General features: G+C 70.3%; 13 protein-coding genes. All 13 read right to left on the reverse strand.

The window, feature by feature from the left end:
* Nucleotides 1-15: 15 nt before the first annotated feature.
* The 13 genes from ACFSE6_RS09020 to uvrA all read right to left on the reverse strand — a co-directional run bounded on the left by ACFSE6_RS09020 (nt 16) and on the right by uvrA (nt 16,842).
* Complete coding sequence (locus ACFSE6_RS09020) at nt 16-369, reverse strand: RNA polymerase-binding protein RbpA (protein ID WP_388005345.1); 354 nt, start codon at nt 367-369, stop codon at nt 16-18.
* Between the two features lie 10 nt (nt 370-379).
* Nucleotides 380-625 (reverse strand): preprotein translocase subunit SecG, encoded by a 246-nt coding sequence (gene secG, locus ACFSE6_RS09025; protein WP_388005348.1) that lies wholly within the window; start codon nt 623-625, stop codon nt 380-382.
* A 75-nt stretch (nt 626-700) separates the two neighbouring features.
* Entirely contained in the window at nt 701-1,498 is a 798-nt protein-coding gene (gene tpiA, locus ACFSE6_RS09030) for a triose-phosphate isomerase (RefSeq protein ID WP_388005351.1), read from the reverse strand.
* A gap of 6 nt (nt 1,499-1,504) precedes the next feature.
* Nucleotides 1,505-2,695: a phosphoglycerate kinase gene (locus ACFSE6_RS09035; RefSeq protein ID WP_388005354.1), complete on the reverse strand. Its 1,191-nt coding sequence runs from the start codon at nt 2,693-2,695 to the stop codon at nt 1,505-1,507.
* Nucleotides 2,696-2,785: 90 nt separating this feature from the next.
* On the reverse strand, nt 2,786-3,790 hold the full coding sequence (gene gap, locus ACFSE6_RS09040; RefSeq protein ID WP_388005357.1) for a type I glyceraldehyde-3-phosphate dehydrogenase: 1,005 nt from the start codon (nt 3,788-3,790) through the stop codon (nt 2,786-2,788).
* Between the two features lie 233 nt (nt 3,791-4,023).
* Nucleotides 4,024-5,004, reverse strand: coding sequence for a DNA-binding protein WhiA (gene whiA, locus ACFSE6_RS09045; protein ID WP_388005947.1), 981 nt, complete (start codon nt 5,002-5,004; stop codon nt 4,024-4,026).
* A 17-nt stretch (nt 5,005-5,021) separates the two neighbouring features.
* Nucleotides 5,022-6,035, reverse strand: coding sequence for a gluconeogenesis factor YvcK family protein (locus ACFSE6_RS09050; RefSeq protein WP_465254134.1), 1,014 nt, complete (start codon nt 6,033-6,035; stop codon nt 5,022-5,024).
* Nucleotides 6,032-6,991: an RNase adapter RapZ gene (gene rapZ, locus ACFSE6_RS09055; RefSeq protein WP_388005360.1), complete on the reverse strand. Its 960-nt coding sequence runs from the start codon at nt 6,989-6,991 to the stop codon at nt 6,032-6,034. Before rapZ ends, ACFSE6_RS09050 begins: the two co-directional genes overlap by 4 nt.
* 5 nt (nt 6,992-6,996) lie before the next feature.
* Nucleotides 6,997-8,967 carry an excinuclease ABC subunit UvrC gene (gene uvrC / locus ACFSE6_RS09060; RefSeq protein WP_388005363.1) on the reverse strand — a complete coding sequence of 657 codons (1,971 nt, stop codon included), beginning with the start codon at nt 8,965-8,967 and terminating at the stop codon, nt 6,997-6,999.
* A 122-nt stretch (nt 8,968-9,089) separates the two neighbouring features.
* A complete protein-coding gene (locus ACFSE6_RS09065) occupies nt 9,090-9,572 on the reverse strand; it encodes an OsmC family protein (protein WP_388005366.1) in 483 nt (160 codons plus the stop codon).
* 57 nt (nt 9,573-9,629) lie between these two features.
* Nucleotides 9,630-11,405 (reverse strand): outer membrane protein assembly factor BamB family protein, encoded by a 1,776-nt coding sequence (locus ACFSE6_RS09070; RefSeq protein ID WP_388005369.1) that lies wholly within the window; start codon nt 11,403-11,405, stop codon nt 9,630-9,632.
* Nucleotides 11,406-11,603: 198 nt separating this feature from the next.
* Nucleotides 11,604-13,874, reverse strand: coding sequence for a family 43 glycosylhydrolase (locus ACFSE6_RS09075; RefSeq protein WP_388005372.1), 2,271 nt, complete (start codon nt 13,872-13,874; stop codon nt 11,604-11,606).
* Between the two features lie 115 nt (nt 13,875-13,989).
* Nucleotides 13,990-16,842 carry an excinuclease ABC subunit UvrA gene (uvrA, locus tag ACFSE6_RS09080; protein WP_465254135.1) on the reverse strand — a complete coding sequence of 951 codons (2,853 nt, stop codon included), beginning with the start codon at nt 16,840-16,842 and terminating at the stop codon, nt 13,990-13,992.
* Between the last annotated feature and the right edge of the window lie 135 nt (nt 16,843-16,977).

Raw genomic sequence — 16,977 nt, forward strand, 5'->3', positions numbered from 1 at the left:
CGACGGTCGGTGGCGTCAGGACTCGCCGCGCCGCTGGCGCAGTGCGTCGAGCGCCTCCTCGAGCAGGGCCGCACCGTCCTCCTCAGACCGACGTTCCTTCACATACGCGAGGTGTGTCTTGTACGGCTCGTTCTTCGGGGGCTGCGGCGGGTTGTCCCGGTCCTGACCCGCGGGGAACCCACAGCGGGGGCAGTCCCAGACCTCGGGGACGACGATGTCGGGCTCCTTGGCGAAGCTCGGTCTCACCTCGTGCCCGTTCGAGCACCAGTAGCTCACCCAGACACGTGGCGCAGCCTCGCCTCGTTCTGACTCGCCCATCGGCCCGGCTCCGACACGCGACCCTCGGATCGCGTTTCCCCCACCAGCCACACGTCCTCCCTCAGACGTCGAACTTCTGAATCAGACCGAGCAGCGAGATGGACAGCACCCAGACGACGGCGATACCGATGGTGATGCGGTTGAGGTTGCGTTCGGCCACACCCGAGGACCCGGCGGAGCTCGTCAAACCCCCACCGAACATGTCGGACAGGCCGCCCCCCTTGCCCTTGTGCATGAGGATGGTGAGGACCATGAGCCCACTGGTGATCACCATGGTCACCTGGAGCGCGATCCGCAGAATATCCAAGGGTCAGTTTCCCAACTCAGTCGTCGTCCTGGTGCCGTTACGTCGCCGGCCACCGTCAAGGATAAGCGATGCTCCTCAGAGCCCGACCTGGTGCTGGCGATAACGCACGATCGAGGCGAACTCCTCCGCCTGGAGACTCGCTCCGCCGACGAGGGCACCGTCGACGTCACCCTGGGCCATGATCGAAGCGACGTTCGAGGACTTGACCGATCCGCCGTACAGGATCCGGAGCGCCTGGGCGAGGTCCTCGCCGTACTTCTCGGCCAGCCGGCCCCGGATCGCCGCGCAGACTTCCTGCGCGTCCTCGGGGGTGGCGACCTCACCGGTGCCGATGGCCCAGACGGGCTCGTAGGCGATCACGGTCCTGGCGGCCTGGTCGGCGTCCAACCCGTCGTAGGCGCCGTCGACCTGGGCGAGCGTGTACCGGACGTGGTCGCCCGCCTGTCGCACATCGAGCCCCTCGCCGACGCAGATGATCGGCGTCATGGAGCCGTCGAGAGCGGCCTTCGCCTTCGCGCCGACGAGGGCGTCGTCCTCCCCGTGGTGCTCACGGCGTTCGCTGTGTCCGACGACGACGTAGCTCACCCCCAGCTTGGCGAGCATGGCGGCGGAGATCTCTCCGGTGTAGGCGCCGGAGGCGTGCGCCGAGATGTCCTGGGCGCCGTAGCGGATCTCGAGCTTGTCGCCGTCGACCAGCGTCTGCACCGAGCGGATGTCGGTGAACGGCGGAACGACGACGACCTCGACCTCGGCGTAGTCGTGCTTCGCGTCCTGCAGAGTCCAGGCGAGCTTCTGGACCAGAGCGATGGCCTCGTGGTGATCGAGGTTCATCTTCCAGTTGCCCGCCATCAGCGGGGTGCGGGTAGTGGCCATCGAGCCTCAATCCTCCAGAACCGAGATGCCGGGCAGCGTCTTGCCCTCGAGGAACTCGAGTGAAGCACCGCCGCCGGTCGAGATATGCGAGAAGGTCGACTCGTCGAAGCCGAGCTGGCGCACGGCCGCCGCCGAGTCGCCGCCGCCGACGATGGTGAAGCCTTCCGCCTGGGACATGGCGCGGGCGACGGCCTTGGTCCCGGCCGCGAACGGCTCGAGTTCGAATACGCCCATCGGTCCGTTCCACACGATCGTCCGCGCGTCGGCGAGCTTCGCCGCGAAGTCCTGCTGCGACTGCGGCCCGATGTCCAGTCCGAGCTGTCCGTCCTCGATGGCGTCGGCGGGGACCACCGAGGTCGGGGCGTCGGCCTTGACCTCGGGGGCGACCACGATATCCGTGGGCAGGACGATCTCGACGCCCTTCTCCTCGGCCTCGGCCAGGTAGCCCCGGACCGTCTCGATCTGGTCCTCCTCGAGCAACGAGGAGCCGACGCCGTAGCCCTTCGCCTTGAGGAAGGTGAACACCATGCCGCCGCCGATGAGCAGCCGGTCGGCCTTGCCCAGGAGGTTGGCGATGACGCCCAGCTTGTCCGAGACCTTCGACCCACCGAGCACGACGGCGTACGGGCGTTCGGGGCTCTCCGTCGCCCGGGAGAGCGCCTCGATCTCCGTGCCGACGAGCTTGCCCGCCGCGTGCGGCAGGCGCTGGGCGACGTCGTAGACGGAGGCCTGCTTGCGGTGCACAACGCCGAAGCCGTCCGAGACGAATGCGTCGGCGAGCTGAGCGAGCTCGTCCGCCAGCGCGCCGCGCTCGGCCTCGTCCTTGGCGGTCTCGCGTGCGTCGAACCGCACGTTCTCGAGCAGCGCGAGCTGCCCGTCCCCCAGGCCGGCGGTCACGGCGCGGGCGTCCTCGCCGGTCACGTCCTTAGCGAGCGCGACCTCGGCGCCCAGGAGTCCCCCGAGCCGCTCCGCGACCGGAGCCAACGAGTATGCCGGGTCCGGCGCGCCCTTAGGGCGTCCCAGATGCGCCGTGACGATGACGCGCGCCCCCTGAGCCAGCAGTGCCTGCAGGGTCGGCAAGGCGGCCCGGATGCGGCCGTCGTCGGTGATTCTCGTCCCGTCCAGCGGGACGTTGAAGTCGGAACGGACCAATACGCGCTTGCCGCGCAGGTCACCCAGGTCCTCGAGGGTCTTCACGGGATGCTCCTCAGGCTGAAACGGTGGGGTCGGCACACGGGCGCCCGCGTGCGCGGCGGCTCGGGCCGCGCACGCGGGCGCCCGGGGGTGTCAGAGACGCTCGCCGACGTACTCGGACAGCTTCACGAGCGAGTTCGAGTAGCCGTACTCGTTGTCGTACCACGAAACGACCTTGACCTGGTCGTCGATCACCTTGGTCAAGCCGGCGTCGAAGATGCTCTGGAACGGGTTCCCGGCGATGTCGGAGGAGACGATCGGGTCCTCGGTGTAGGACAGCACGCCCTTCATCGGGCCCTCGGCGGCCTTCTTCATCGCGGCGTTGACCTCCTCGACGGTCACCGAACGGCCGGCGGTGAAGGTCAGGTCGGTGGCCGAGCCGGTCGGCGTCGGCACGCGCAGCGCGTACCCGTCGAGCTTGCCCTTGAGCTCCGGCAGCACCAGCGAGACCGCCTTGGCGGCACCGGTGGAGGTCGGGATGATGCTCAGCGCGGCGGCGCGGGCACGGCGGAGGTCCTTGTGCGGGCCGTCCTGGAGGTTCTGGTCCGCGGTGTAGGCGTGCACGGTGGTCATGAGGCCGCGCACGATCCCGAACTCGTCGTTGAGCACCTTGGCCATCGGGGCCAGGCAGTTGGTGGTGCACGACGCGTTGGAGATGACGTTGTGGCTGGCCGGGTCGTAGTCCGTGTGGTTGACACCGACGACGAACGTGGCGTCCTCGTTCTTCGCGGGCGCGGAGATGATGACCTTCTTCGCACCGGCGTCGAGGTGGGCCTTGGCCTTGGTGGCGTCGGTGAAGATGCCGGTCGACTCGATGACGATGTCGGCGCCCAGCTCGCCCCAGGGCAGGTTGGCCGGGTCACGCTCGGCGAGTGCCTTGACCGTCTGGTTCCCGAACGAGATGGAGTCCTCGGTGTGCGAGACCTCCTCGGAGAGCGGCCCGAAGACGGAGTCGTACTTCAGCAGGTGCGCGAGAGTCTTGTTGTCGGTGAGGTCGTTGACACCCACGATCTGGATGTCCGCCCCCGATGCCAGCACGGCGCGGGTGAAGTTACGCCCGATGCGGCCGAAGCCGTTGATGCCGACGCGGATGGTCACTATGTCCTCCTGAAGTGCGCCAGCCCGGCGCACGCATCTCGTCCTATGTCGTCAGCACCGCAGAGGTGCTCCCGGTCGGCACGGCGGATGGCGCGGTGACCGCGCGGCCGCACCGGACCAGCAGAGGCGAGTCTACCCACGGACGAGGGCCGCTCCCACGCGAGTGGACGACCGCGACGCGATCGTCTCGTTGGCGGCCCCCGACCGCTCGCCCCGGCGCCGGCCGGCGACGCTCACAGGTCGAGCATGTCGGGGGTCAGGCTGGCCTCGGTGTCGGGGACGCCGAGCTCGTGCGCGCGGCGGTCCGCCATCGCCAGCAGCCGGCGGATACGGCCGGCCACGGCGTCCTTCGTCAGCGGCGGGTCGGAGAGCTGGCCCAGCTCCTCCAAGGACGCCTGTTTGTTCTGCAGGCGGAGCCGGCCGGCCTGCAGCAGATGGTCGGGCACGTCGTCACCGAGGATCTCGAAGGCACGTTCCACCCGCGCCCCAGCGGCCACGGCCGCGCGGGCGGACCGCCGCAGGTTGGCGTCGTCGAAGTTCGCGAGCCGGTTCGCCGTGCCCCGGACCTCCCGGCGCATGCGACGTTCTTCCCACTGCAGGACGGCGTCGTGGGCACCCATCCGGGTGAGCATGGCGGAGATGGCGTCGCCGTCGCGGATGACCACCCGGTCGATGCCGCGGACCTCGCGGGCCTTGGCCGTGACGTTCATCCGGCGGGCGGCGCCGACCAGAGCGAGCGCGGCCTCCGGGCCGGGACAGGTGACTTCCAGTGAACTCGAGCGGCCGGGTTCGGTCAGAGACCCGTGGGCGAGGAAAGCGCCCCGCCACGCAGCCGTCGCCTCGGCGACCCCGGCCGAGACCACCTGCGGCGGCAAGCCGCGCACGGGCCGGCCGCGGTTGTCCAGGAGCCCCGTCTGCCGGGCGAGGGACTCCCCGTCACGGATCACGCGCACCACGTAGCGGTTACCGCGCCGCAGTCCGCCGCCGGAGACGACGATGATGTCCGAGTGGTGCCCGTAGACGTCGAGCATGGTCTGGCGGAGTCGACGCGCCGAGACGCCGGCGTCCAGCTCGGCCTCGACGACGATCCGGCCGGAGATGATGTGCAGTCCGCCGGCGAACCGCAGGGTCGCCGCCACCTCGGCCTTGCGGGCGGAGACCTTGTCCACGTTGACCCTGGCGAGTTCGTCCTTCACGGCTGACGTCAACGACATGCCGGCCATCTTCGCACTCATCCCCCCTGCTCCTCAGACTCCATCGGACCCACGTCACCCAGGACGCCTTCGAAGGCATCACGGTAGGCCGCGGCCAGGCGCAGCGGGTCGTGCCGTGGTGTGCCGTCGCCCACCCTGATCTGCCGCAGCAGCACACGTGCGCCGCACGCGGCGGCCGCGTCTGCCAGGTCGTCGAGGTCCTCCACCGCCGTGGGGTCCGCGAGGACGACGTCGATGCGGAAGTCAGGCGCCGTGTCCGTGAGACTGCGCACGTGGTCGGCCGCCGTCATGTCGTCGGTCTCCCCCACCTGTGCCGAGAGGTTGACCGTCAAGGCGCGACGGGCCCGCGTGGTGCGCAGCGCCTCGCCGAGTTCCGGCACGTAGAGATGTGGGATCACGGAGGTGTACCAGGAGCCCGGTCCGAGGACCACCCATTCCGCCTCCCGCACCGCAGCCACGGCCTCCGGGCAGGCGGGCGGTGACTCCGGCAGCAGCCGGATCTCCTCCACCCGACCGGGTTCGACGGCGACGGCCGACTGGCCGCGGACGGTGCGCAGCCCTCCGCCGGCGTGCACGTCGGCCTCGATCTCGAGCGGCACGGCGGCCATCGGCAGCACGCGCCCGTGCACGCCGAGCAGCCGGCCTACCATGTCGAGTCCGGCCACTTCGTTCCCGAGCAGCTCCCACAGGGCGACGATGAGGAGATTGCCGACGGCGTGCTGGTCGAGCTCCCCTTCGGTGGCGAACCGGTGCTGGAGGACGTCGCGCCACAGCAGCCCCCAGTCGCTCTCGTCACAGAGCGCGGACAGAGCCATGCGCAGGTCGCCCGGCGGCAGGACGTCGAGTTCGCGGCGCAGCCGCCCGGAGGAGCCGCCGTCGTCCGCGACGGTGACGACGGCGGTCAGGTCCTTCGTCAGGTGCCGCAGGGCGCCGAGCGTCGCGGCCAGGCCGTGGCCGCCACCCAGGGCGACGACGGCGGGGCCGGCCGGCTGACGGCGCACCGACGGCGGGAGCTCGGGCACGGCGGTCATTCGCGCCCCATGTCCCGGTGCAGGGTGCGAACGGAGAATCCGTGTCGGCGCAGCCGGTCGGCGAATGCCTCGGCCATCGCGACGGAGCGGTGCTTGCCACCGGTACAGCCGACGGCGATCGTCACGAACGGCTTGAGCTCGTTGATGTAGCCGTCCAGGACGGGGGCGAGGGCGTCCACGTAGTGATCCGCGAAGTCCGTCGCGCCGTCCTGGCCGAGCACGTACTCACTCACCTTCTCGTCCTGGCCGGTGAGGTGGCGGAGTTCGCTGACCCAGTACGGGTTCTGCAGGAAGCGGACGTCGACCATGTGGTCGGCATCGAGCGGCAGGCCGTACTTGAATCCGAACGATACGACGGTCAGCCGCAGCGAGCGGTCCCCCGTCTCCCCCGCCACGAGCTCGCGGACCTTACGGGCGAGGTCGTGCACGGACAGGTCGGTGGTGTCGATGAGAACGTCCGCGCGGTGGCGCAGGTGCCCGAGCATCGACCGTTCCTCGGCGATGCCGTCCAGCAGGCGACCGTCGCCCTGCAGAGGGTGCGGACGGCGGACCGACTCGTAGCGCCGCACCAGTTCGGAGTCGGCGGCGTCGAGGAAGACGATGCGGTAGCCCACGCCCTGGGCCCGCAACTGGTCGAGGACATCGATGAGCTCGGCGAAGAAGGTGCGTGAGCGCACGTCCACGACGGCGGCCAGGCGGTGCACTCCGCCCTCGCCCGGACTCATCATCCGGGCGAGCGTGGCCAGCAGCCGGGGCGGCAGGTTGTCGACGACGTACCAGTCGAGGTCCTCCAGCGCCGCGGCGGTGCGGGAGCGTCCGGCGCCGGACATCCCGGTGATGATGAGGAGTTCGGGCGGATCGTTCGGAGGCAGTGGCGTGGACTCGTCGAGGACGGGGATCCCCTCGGGAACGGTCGGTGGCCCGTCGTCGCCGGCCGCGGCTGCACGCTGCTCCATGGTGCTCAGGATGCCAGGTCGTCCTGGGGAGCGGCGCCCAGCGATTCCAGGACGGCCCGGGCCGTGCGCGGCCCGATGCCCTTCACGGCGGCCACCTCGTCCACGCCGGCCCGCCGGATGTTCTTCACCGAACCGAAGGCCTTGAGCAGGGCGGCCTGGCGGGTGGGCCCGAGCCCGGGGACATCGTCGAGCACGGACCGGGTCATGGCTTTGCCACGTCGCGTGCGATGGTGGCTGATGGCGAACCGATGTGACTCGTCGCGCAGATGCTGGAGCAGGTAGAGCGCAGGTGAGGTGCGCGGCAGCACGACCGGGAAGTCGTCCCCCGGGAGCCAGACCTCTTCCAGGCGTTTGGCGAGGCCGACGAGTGCGACCTCGTCGATGCCGAGGTCGTCCAGGACCCGGTGAGCGGCGGCGACCTGGGCGGGTCCGCCGTCGACCACGACGAGCTGCGGCGGGTAGGCGAACTTGCGCGCCTTGCCCGTATCGGGGTCGACCGGACCGGTCTGCAGGGGCACGCCGTCGTCGTCCATGGCGGGTGTGCCGCCGGGCGCGGCGCGCCCGGCGTCCCGTTCGGCGACGTAGCGGCGGAAGCGGCGGCGCAGCACCTCGTCCATGGCGGCGGTGTCGTCCGCCGCCCCCTCGCCGTGCTCGCCGCGGACGATGTAATGGCGGTACTCCGACTTCTTGGGCACCCCGTCTTCGAACACGACCATGGAGCCGACCTGGTGCGAGCCCTGGATGTGCGAGATGTCGTAGCACTCGATCCGCAGCGGCGACTCCTCCAGGTCGAGGGCCTCCTGCAGCTCGGCGAGCGCCTGGGACCGGCTCGTGAGGTCGCCGGCCCGGCGGGTCTTGTGCAGGCTCAGCGCCTGCTCGGCGTTGGTGCGGACGGTCTCCGCCAGGGCCTTCTTGTCGCCGCGCTGCGGCACCCGGATGCCCACCTTGGAGCCCCGCTCCCCGCTGAGCCAGGCCGCCATGCCCTCGACGTCGTGCGGGAGGTAGGGCACGAGGATCTCGCGGGGCACGGCGGTGGTCGGGTTGTCGCCGTAGACCTGTTGCAGCAGGTGCTCGACAAGGCCGGCCTCGTCGACCTCCTCCACGCGCTCGACCACCCAGCCGCGCTGCCCGCGGATGCGGCCGCCGCGGACGTGGAAGACCTGCACCGAGGCCTCGAGGTCGTCGGCGGCGAGGCCAAAGACGTCGGCATCCGTCTTGTCCGGCAGCACGACGGCGTTCTTCTCCACCACGCGGCGCAGGGCGGCGGCGTCGTCGCGCAGCCGGGCGGCCCGCTCGTAGTCCTGCTCGGCGGCTGCCTCCTTCATCTCGCGTTCCACGCGCCGCAGGTGCGGTCCCGTCTCCCCCTCCATGAAGTCGCAGAACTGCTCGGCCAGGTCGCGGTGGTCCTCCGGGGAGATGCGCCCGACGCAGGGGGCGGAGCACTTGTCGATGTAGCCGAGCAGACAGGGCCGGCCGGCGGACTGGGCGCGCCGGTAGACCCCGGGCGAGCAGCTGCGGATCGGGAACACCCGCAGCAGTTGGTCCACGGTCTCCCGGATGGCCCAGGCGTGGCTGTACGGGCCGAAGTAGCGGGTGCCGGGCTTCTTGGCGCCGCGCATGACCTGCACGCGGGGGATCTCCTCGCCCATGGTCACTGCGAGGAACGGGTAGGACTTATCGTCGCGGTATTTGATGTTGAACCGCGGGTCGAACTCCTTGATCCAGGAGTACTCCAGGGCGAGGGACTCGACCTCGGTGCGCACCACGGTCCACTCCACCGACGCGGCAGTGGTGACCATCTGCTGGGTGCGCGGGTGCAGCGCCGCGAGGTCCTGGAAGTAGCTCGCGAGGCGACTGCGCAGGCTCTTCGCCTTGCCCACGTAGATGACCCGGCCGTGCGCGTCGCGGAACCGGTAGACCCCCGGCCGGTCGGGCACCTCACCCGGTTTCGGGCGGTACGTGGACGGATCGGCCATACCGTCGAGGTTACGTCAGCCCACCCATGCGGCGTGTTCCACGGCGGTTGGTCACGGGACGGTCCCTGGGCGGGCGCCGCACCCCCGTGCTGCCGCGCCCCGCGGCACCGCGGTGGCCGGGTTCACGCCGTCGGCAGCGGGACCGCGACGGGTTCGACGTGGACGGGGAAGGTCACGGACCGGGCGAGGTGGTTGTACTCGCGCGCTTCGGTGTGCAGTCGTGCCGCCAGCTCCTCGGTGATTCCGGGATCGGCGTAGGTCACGTGCGGACGCAGCACGACGTCGACGAACGGACCGGAACCGGCGCCCTCGACGCGTTGGGTCCCGGTGGCCTTGTCGGCATAGCTGGTCACGACGACGTCGCGCTTGGCGGCCGTGCGCAGGAACCAGAGCATCTGCGCCTGGGCCAGCGATCCGAGGAACAGTTCCTCCGCGCGATGTCGGCTGACGTCGGTGCGGACCTTGAGGTCCGAGGTGGCCAGCAGCGTCGGCTTTCCCTCCACGCGTACCTCATGGTCGCGGGAGTAGCCGGTGTAGCTCGCAGTTCCGCGTTCGTCTGCCCCGGTCCAATCGACAGTGACGTCGTAGGTCAGCAGTCCGCCCATGCAGCAACGTTACCTGGATCACACCCCGCCTGCCCATGCGGCGCACCCGGGATACCGTCAGCCGGCCGGCGCGAGGCCGACCACGAAGGCGGTGCCGTCCCGCACCGTGTTGGCGACCACCCCGCCGGGGACTGCCGCGACGGCGGGCGGACCGTCCGAGTCACCCCCGGGGATGAAGAGCTCGCCGTCGGCCTCCTCGAGCGGCACGGGCTCGGACGCCGTCCCGTCCGGTGCCACATGGACGGCGACCGGTCCGGACGCGTCCGACGTCGACAGGCACCAGAAGCCCGATCCGGCCCCGGAACCGGCCGAGCCGGCCCCGGAGCACTCCAGCTGGGCGACCCAGATGAGGTTCCGTGCGTCGGTCTCGAGGGTCGCGGACGCGCCGGTTTCGGTGTCGAGCACGGCTTCGGTCGGGTCGTTGTCGGAGCGGATCTCGTCCCAGGGCAGGTCGCCGCCCGCGGCGATCAGCACATGGCTGCCCGACGCGGCATAGGCCCGTGCGGTCCCGATGTCTCCAGCGACCTCCCCGGTTCTCGCGTCCACCAGCAGACGCCGTTGCTCGGCGCTGTCGTCCCAGGTGTACTCGAGCGTCAGGAAGCCGGGCACCCGGGACGCGAACCGTTCGGCCGCGGAGACCGGGACGTCGTCCGGGCGGAGGTCGTTGGCGTCGACGATCCAGCGCTGCTCGCCGGTCCGCGCGTCCACACCCCACGCCTGGTCGCCGCCGCCGCACACCAGGGTGCGGCCGGTGGTGGTCAGCGGATCACACTCGTCGTCTTGCCGGAGCGCGTCGCCGGTATCCATGTCCACCACCGTGGTCAGGGCTTCGTGGCCCGGATCGGCACTGCGTCCCGGACCGCCGGTGGTCTCGGAGCGCTCCTCCCGGTGCAGAACGACGGTCTCGTCGGTGGCGGCCACCAGCTCGCCCGGCAGCTGGCGCTGCCGCGGAGGATGGGACCAGACCTCTTCCCCGGTCATCGCGTCGAGCACGACCAGCCCGCCTTCGCCGGCCACGCGGTAGTCGACCACCACGTGTGAGCCGTCCGGCGAGACCTCCGTCGCCAGGGCGATCGCTCCCCGGCGGGACCAATGCCAGCGTTCCTCGCCTGTCGCGCCCTCCAGGGCAACGATGGTGTTACCACCGTGGTACGTCGGGTCGACCGACGGGTCCGTGACCCCAGGTGGGGGCAGGTCCGCGACTTCGACGACGACGCCGTCTCCGGCCGGCCACATCCCGGAGACGTAGTCGTCCACCGGACTGCCCCACCGGCGCACGACCGGCGGGTCGGGGACCGGCCGCGGCTCGGCGGCGTCCGCCCTCGTACTGTTCACGAAGAACGGCTCGGCCACCGCCGGGGGAACCAGCGCTATCACCGCCGGCACCGCGATCGCCACGACGGCCACGACTCCCCCACGCCAGTTCAGCTGCCAGGCGGTTCGACGCACCGGAACCACGAGCACGCCGCCCGCCAGGCACCCGCCCGCCACCGCGGCCATCAGTGTCGCCTCCGGCAGCAGTCCGGCCTGCCAGCCGGAGTACACGGCACGTGCCAGGAGCACCGTGCCGCCCACCAGTGCGAACACGGTCACCAGGCGGATGACCTGTCCGGGCCACTCGAGCAATCCGCTGTACGGCCGGTCCATCGCTCGCTGGTACCGCGTCAGCGCGACCATTCCCGCAATGGCGACGGCGACCATGACGACGGCCAGGTAGGGCAGCCCAGCGAGATCCGGTTCCGTCGCCGTGACGACAAACCCTCCGGCCACAGTCCCGACCGTGCCGACAAGCAGCAGGCCCGAAGCCAACCCGGCACGCACGCCGACGATCATCGGCCCTCCGGAACCCGGTCTCCGGCGTTGACGCCGCCTGGCGCCGCGGAGACGGACGTGCCCGCGTACGGAACCAGCGCGGCGAGGCAGCCCCTCCACTGCGCGTCGGTCATTGCAGCGAGACTAGACCGACGACGCACGGCAAGCGATGGGCAGTTCTGCCCGGCCCGCCCCGCACGAGCCTCATCGGCTGGGCTGCTACGCCTCCGGCCAGGTGGTCTCGTAGAAGCGGACGTAGTCGAACTGCGCGCTCACGTCCGGCGAGGCACCGCCCTGCGAGATCAGTCCGATGCGTGGCGTCTCGCCGGGCTCGAACGCCCAGACGGCACCCCAGGTCCAGGTCTCGCCGTCGTTGCTGCTTCCCGCGCGGTAGAGGTGCTCGCCCTCGGCGTTCACATGGTGCGCGATCCGGAGCCAGGTGCTGTCCTGTCCCGGCCGGCCGACGATAGACCCGCCGAAGGACAGCCCGTCGGCCTCGGGCATCTCGCGGCCGAACTCGACCTGACGCGTGTCGTTGATGGCGACCTTGCTGAGCCGGGCGAAGTCATCGTCGCCGCGGTAGACGACCAGGCCTGCCTGCTGGAAGTTCTGGTTGCCGCGGATGTCGAGATCGAGGTCCACCCGAGTCTCGACGATCCAGTCCTCGTCACTCGGGGCATCCCGGAGTAGTACGCCCGCCGGGTTCTCGCCGCCGACGAGCTCGCCCTCCTCGACGGGCCAGGTCAGCTGACCGCCGGACACCTCGGCGTCCGGGTTCTCGCGCACCCAGGTCCAGTCCGCCAGGTCGGGCGCGTCGAACTCGTCGCCGCCGAGCTGCCGGCCCGGCTCGGGTACCGGGACCATCTCGGTCGCCTCGGTGGCCGGTTCTGCCACGGTGAGGTTGTCCAGCACCGCCCCGCCGGCTCCGTGGCCGCGGAAGCGGACGGGGGCGCTGGGCAGGCTAAGACCCTCGTGCCGCGTGCGCACTTCGGCCGCCGGGTCGTTCAGATCCGACTCCGAGGCCTGCACGAGTACCTCAGGACCGTCGACCTCGACGACGACAGTCTGCCAGTCGGGAGCGGCCGGCAGCTCGTCGGTGGCAACCTGCCTGGCACCGCCGGAGGCGGTCTCCACCGTGAGTGTGCCGGCACCGGGGTCAGCAGTCACCACGGCGCCGTCGCGCCGGGTCCCGAGACGCACCGTGACCGGGCCCCCGTCGGAGCGGGCGTCGAACCGCACGCGCACCCGGTCGGCGGGCGCGGCCGCCGCCGTCCGTGCGTGACCACGCAGTTTCGCCGTGGCACCGGCCAACGGATCCTCGGGGCCGCGGACGAAGCCGCGCATGCCTCCGGCCGTCAGGTCCTCGGAGACGATCCCGAGGTCGGACTCGGTCACCGGCGGCGTCTGCGGCCCCGACGACGGGCCCGCCCCGGCACGGACGCGCGGCCAGCCGTCGATCCAGTCGATCGGATCGATGAGGGTGGGACGCCGGTTGATGCCGAACGGCTCGTCCAGCCATGGCTCGTTGCGATCGATACCGTGGTAGACCATCCAGTCGCGTCCGGCCGCGTCGGTGGCGATCGCGTGGTGGCCGACGCCGATGAACTCGTTGCCGTTCTGGTGGATGACGTTCGTGCCACCGATGTACGGATCAAGCAGGCTCTGGCCGGTGTCGTCGACGAACGGGCCGAGCGGGGACCTCGACCGGCCGGCGCTGACCGTGTAACCGGTGGTGGGTCCGGCGCAGCAGTTCGCCGACGACCCCATGAAGTAGTACCAGTCGTCGTGCCGGACGACGTAGCCGCCCTCATACCGGTCCCCCAGAGTCAGCTGGGTGTACTCACCGGTGGCGGTGAGGCCGTCGTCGCTGACCGGTGTGCCCCAGAAGCCGCCGTCGTAGGCACCGAAGTAGAGGTAGTTCTGCCCGTCGACGTCGGTGAAGCCGGCCGGGTCGATGGTGCCGAGGAAGCCCTCGCCGTCGTCGTCCGGACGGGGCTCGATGATGGGCTCGTCGGTCGGGGTGAATGGCCCCTCGGGCCGGTCGGCCGTCGCGACGCCGACCGCGCTGTCCGCGCCCTCGTTCAGGGTCGTGTCCGTGACGGTGAAGTACAGCACGTACTGCCCGTCGATGTAGCGGATGTCCGGCGCCCACAGGAAGGTCTCGTCCGTGGCGTAGGACGGCATCGTCGTCTCGTCGAAGAGCGTGCCCAGGTACTCCCAGTCCGTCCAGTCGCGGGTGCGGGCGACGTGCATCATCCCGTACTCGTCACCGGAGACCAGGGGGTCGGCGGTCGCGTAGACGTACCACCACCCGTCCTTGCCCTGGATGACGGCCGGGTCCGCGTAGGTGTCGGAGAAGCTGTCGGTGACGGCGTTCTCGTACTGGTCCGGGGCCGCCCCCGCGGGCGCCGCGACCGCGAGCAGGGTTCCGGCGAGCAGGACAGCGAGGGCGTGGCGCAGGCGTGAGCCGGAGCGTCGTACGGTGATCATCCTCGATCTTTCTGGCGACGTGGGTGGGCGTGTGACCAGCGCTTACGGTGGCAAATCGATTACAGTTCCGTCAAGCTGACGCCCAGCTCGCCCCCAGACACGTTGGGGAACCCGCTCAGACCGCCGCCGCGGCAGGCTCGAAGATCTCGGCGAGGAACTGGCCGGTGTACGACCCCGCCACACCGGCGACGTCCTCGGGGGTCCCGCTCGCGACGACGGTGCCGCCGCCGCTCCCCCCCTCGGGCCCCATGTCGATGATCCAGTCGGCGCTCTTGATGACGTCGAGGTTGTGCTCGATGACGATGACCGTGTTGCCCTTGTCCACCAGGCCCTGCAGGACCATCAAGAGCTTGCGGATGTCCTCGAAGTGCAGGCCCGTCGTGGGCTCGTCGAGCACGTACACGCTCCGACCGTTCGATCGCTTCTGCAGCTCGGAGGCGAGCTTGACGCGCTGCGCCTCCCCTCCCGAGAGCGTCGGGGCCGGCTGACCGAGCCGGACGTAGCCGAGCCCCACATCGACCAGGGTCCGCAGGTGCCGAGTGATGGCGGGCACCGCAGAGAAGAAGTCGGCCGCCTCCTCGATCGGCATGTCGAGGACCTCGGCGACCGTCTTGCCCTTGAAGTGCACCTCGAGCGTCTCCCGGTTGTACCGAGCACCGTGGCAGACCTCGCACGGGACGTAGACGTCCGGCAGGAAGTTCATCTCGATCTTGATGGTGCCGTCACCCTTGCAGGCCTCACAGCGCCCGCCCTTGACGTTGAACGAGAACCGGCCGGGACCGTAGCCCCGGATCTTGGACTCGGTGGTCTCGGCGAACAGCTTGCGCATGTGGTCCCACACGCCCGTGTAGGTGGCCGGGTTCGAGCGGGGGGTCCGCCCGATGGGCGACTGGTCGACGTGGACGACCTTGTCGAGCTGGTCAACGCCGGTGACCCGCCGGTGCCGCCCGGGCACGCTGCGGGCCCGGTTCAGCTCGTTGGCGAGCGCCTTGTACAAGATGCCGTTGACCAGTGTCGACTTGCCCGAGCCAGACACACCCGTCACCGAGATGAACGTCCCGAGCGGGAAGTCGACGGTGATGTCCTTGAGGTTGTTCTCCCGCGCCCCGACGACCGTGAGCTTCCGCTTCTTGTCGATCGGCCGGCGTACGGCCGGGGTGGGGATCTCTCGCCGGCGCGCCAGGTAGGCGCCGGTCACCGAGTCCTCCGTCTCGAGCAAGCCGGGCAAGGTTCCTGAGTGGACGACCTTGCCGCCGTGCTCCCCGGCCCCGGGGCCGATGTCGACGATCCAGTCGGCGGTGCGGATGGTGTCCTCGTCGTGCTCGACGACGATGAGCGTGTTGCCCAGGTCACGCAAGCGGCTGAGGGTGTCGATGAGGCGCCGGTTGTCCCGCTGATGCAGGCCGATGCTGGGTTCGTCGAGCACGTACAACACGCCGACCAGGCCGGACCCGATCTGCGTGGCGAGCCGGATGCGCTGCGCTTCGCCGCCGGAAAGCGTCGCCGCGGCGCGCGAGAGCGTCAGGTAGTCGAGCCCGACGTCGAGCAGAAAGCCGAGGCGGGCGTGGATCTCCTTGAGCACCTGACCGGCGATCGCCGCCTCACGGGCGCCGAGCTCGAGGCCGTCGAGATAGCGCTTGGCGTCCGCGATCGAGAGGTCGCACAGTTCGGCGATGTTCAGCTCGCCGACTCGCACCGCGAGGACCTCGGGCTTGAGGCGGGTGCCCGAGCAGATCGGGCACGGGATCTCCCGCATGTAGCCCTCGTACCGCTCGCGGGACCAGTCCGACTCGGTCTCGGCGTGCTTGCGCTTGACGAAGTCGACGACGCCCTCGAACCCCGAGGTGTACGACCGCTCGCGCCCCCACCGGTTCCGGTAGCGGACGTGGACCTGGTAGTCCTTGCCGTGCAGCACGGCTTCCTTCGCGCGCTTCGGAAGCTGGCGCCACGGGACGTCGACCGAGAAGTTGAGCTGCTCGCCCAGGGCGGTGAGCTGGCGGACGAAGTAGTCGCTCTGTGCAGCCCACGGAGCGACGGCCCCCTCGGCCAGGCTGAGTTCCTCGTCGGGCACGACGAGTTCGGGGTCCACCTCGAGCCGGGTGCCGAGTCCCGTGCATTCGGGACAGGCGCCATACGGAGCGTTGAAGGAGAAGGTCCGCGGTTCGATCTCGTCCAGCACGAGAGGGTGGTCGTTCGGGCACGCGCGCTTCTCGGAGAAGCGCCGCTCACGTTCCGGATCGGCGCCGTCGAGGTCGACGAAGTCGGCGACCATGAGCCCGTCGGCAAGCCGTAACGCGGTCTCCACGGAGTCGGTCAGGCGTTGACGGACGTTCTCGCGGACCACGAGCCGGTCGACGACGACGTCGATGTCGTGCTTGATGTTCTTCTCCAGCGACGGCGGCTCGGCGAGTTGGATCACCTCACCGTCGACACGTGCGCGCGCGAAGCCCTGGGACTGCAGCTCACGGAAGACGTCGGCGTACTCACCTTTGCGTCCGCGCACCACGGGCGCGAGCACCTGGAACCGGGTGCCCTCCGGCATCTCGCGGAGACGGTCGACGATCTGCTGCGGGGTCTGGGCGGTGACCCGCTCCCCGCACACCGGGCAGTGCTGCGTGCCCGCGCGGGAGTAGAGGAGTCGGAGGTAGTCGTAGACCTCCGTGATGGTGCCGACCGTCGAGCGCGGGTTGCGGTTGGTCGACTTCTGGTCGATCGATACGGCGGGACTCAGTCCCTCGATGAAGTCGACGTCCGGCTTGTCCATCTGACCGAGGAACTGCCGCGCGTACGCGCTCAACGATTCGACGTAGCGGCGCTGCCCCTCGGCGAAGATGGTGTCGAACGCCAGCGACGACTTGCCGGACCCGGACAGGCCGGTGAAGACGATGAGCTGGTTGCGCGGAAGCTCCACGCTGATGTTCCGGAGATTGTGCTCGCGCGCGCCACGCACGAGTAGCTGATCGCTCACCCGTCCGATGATAGGTCGCCCCACCGACATTCGGACACCCGTTCGATGGCGCCGCCACGTGACATCGCCGACATCGGGCGGCGGCACGCGGCTGGCCCGAACCGTCTCTTCCTCGGCGACAGGCCGCAATGTCTG

The sequence above is a fragment of the Georgenia deserti genome (assembly GCF_042680605.1).
Classification (GTDB): Bacteria; Actinomycetota; Actinomycetes; order Actinomycetales; family Actinomycetaceae; genus Allobogoriella; species Allobogoriella deserti.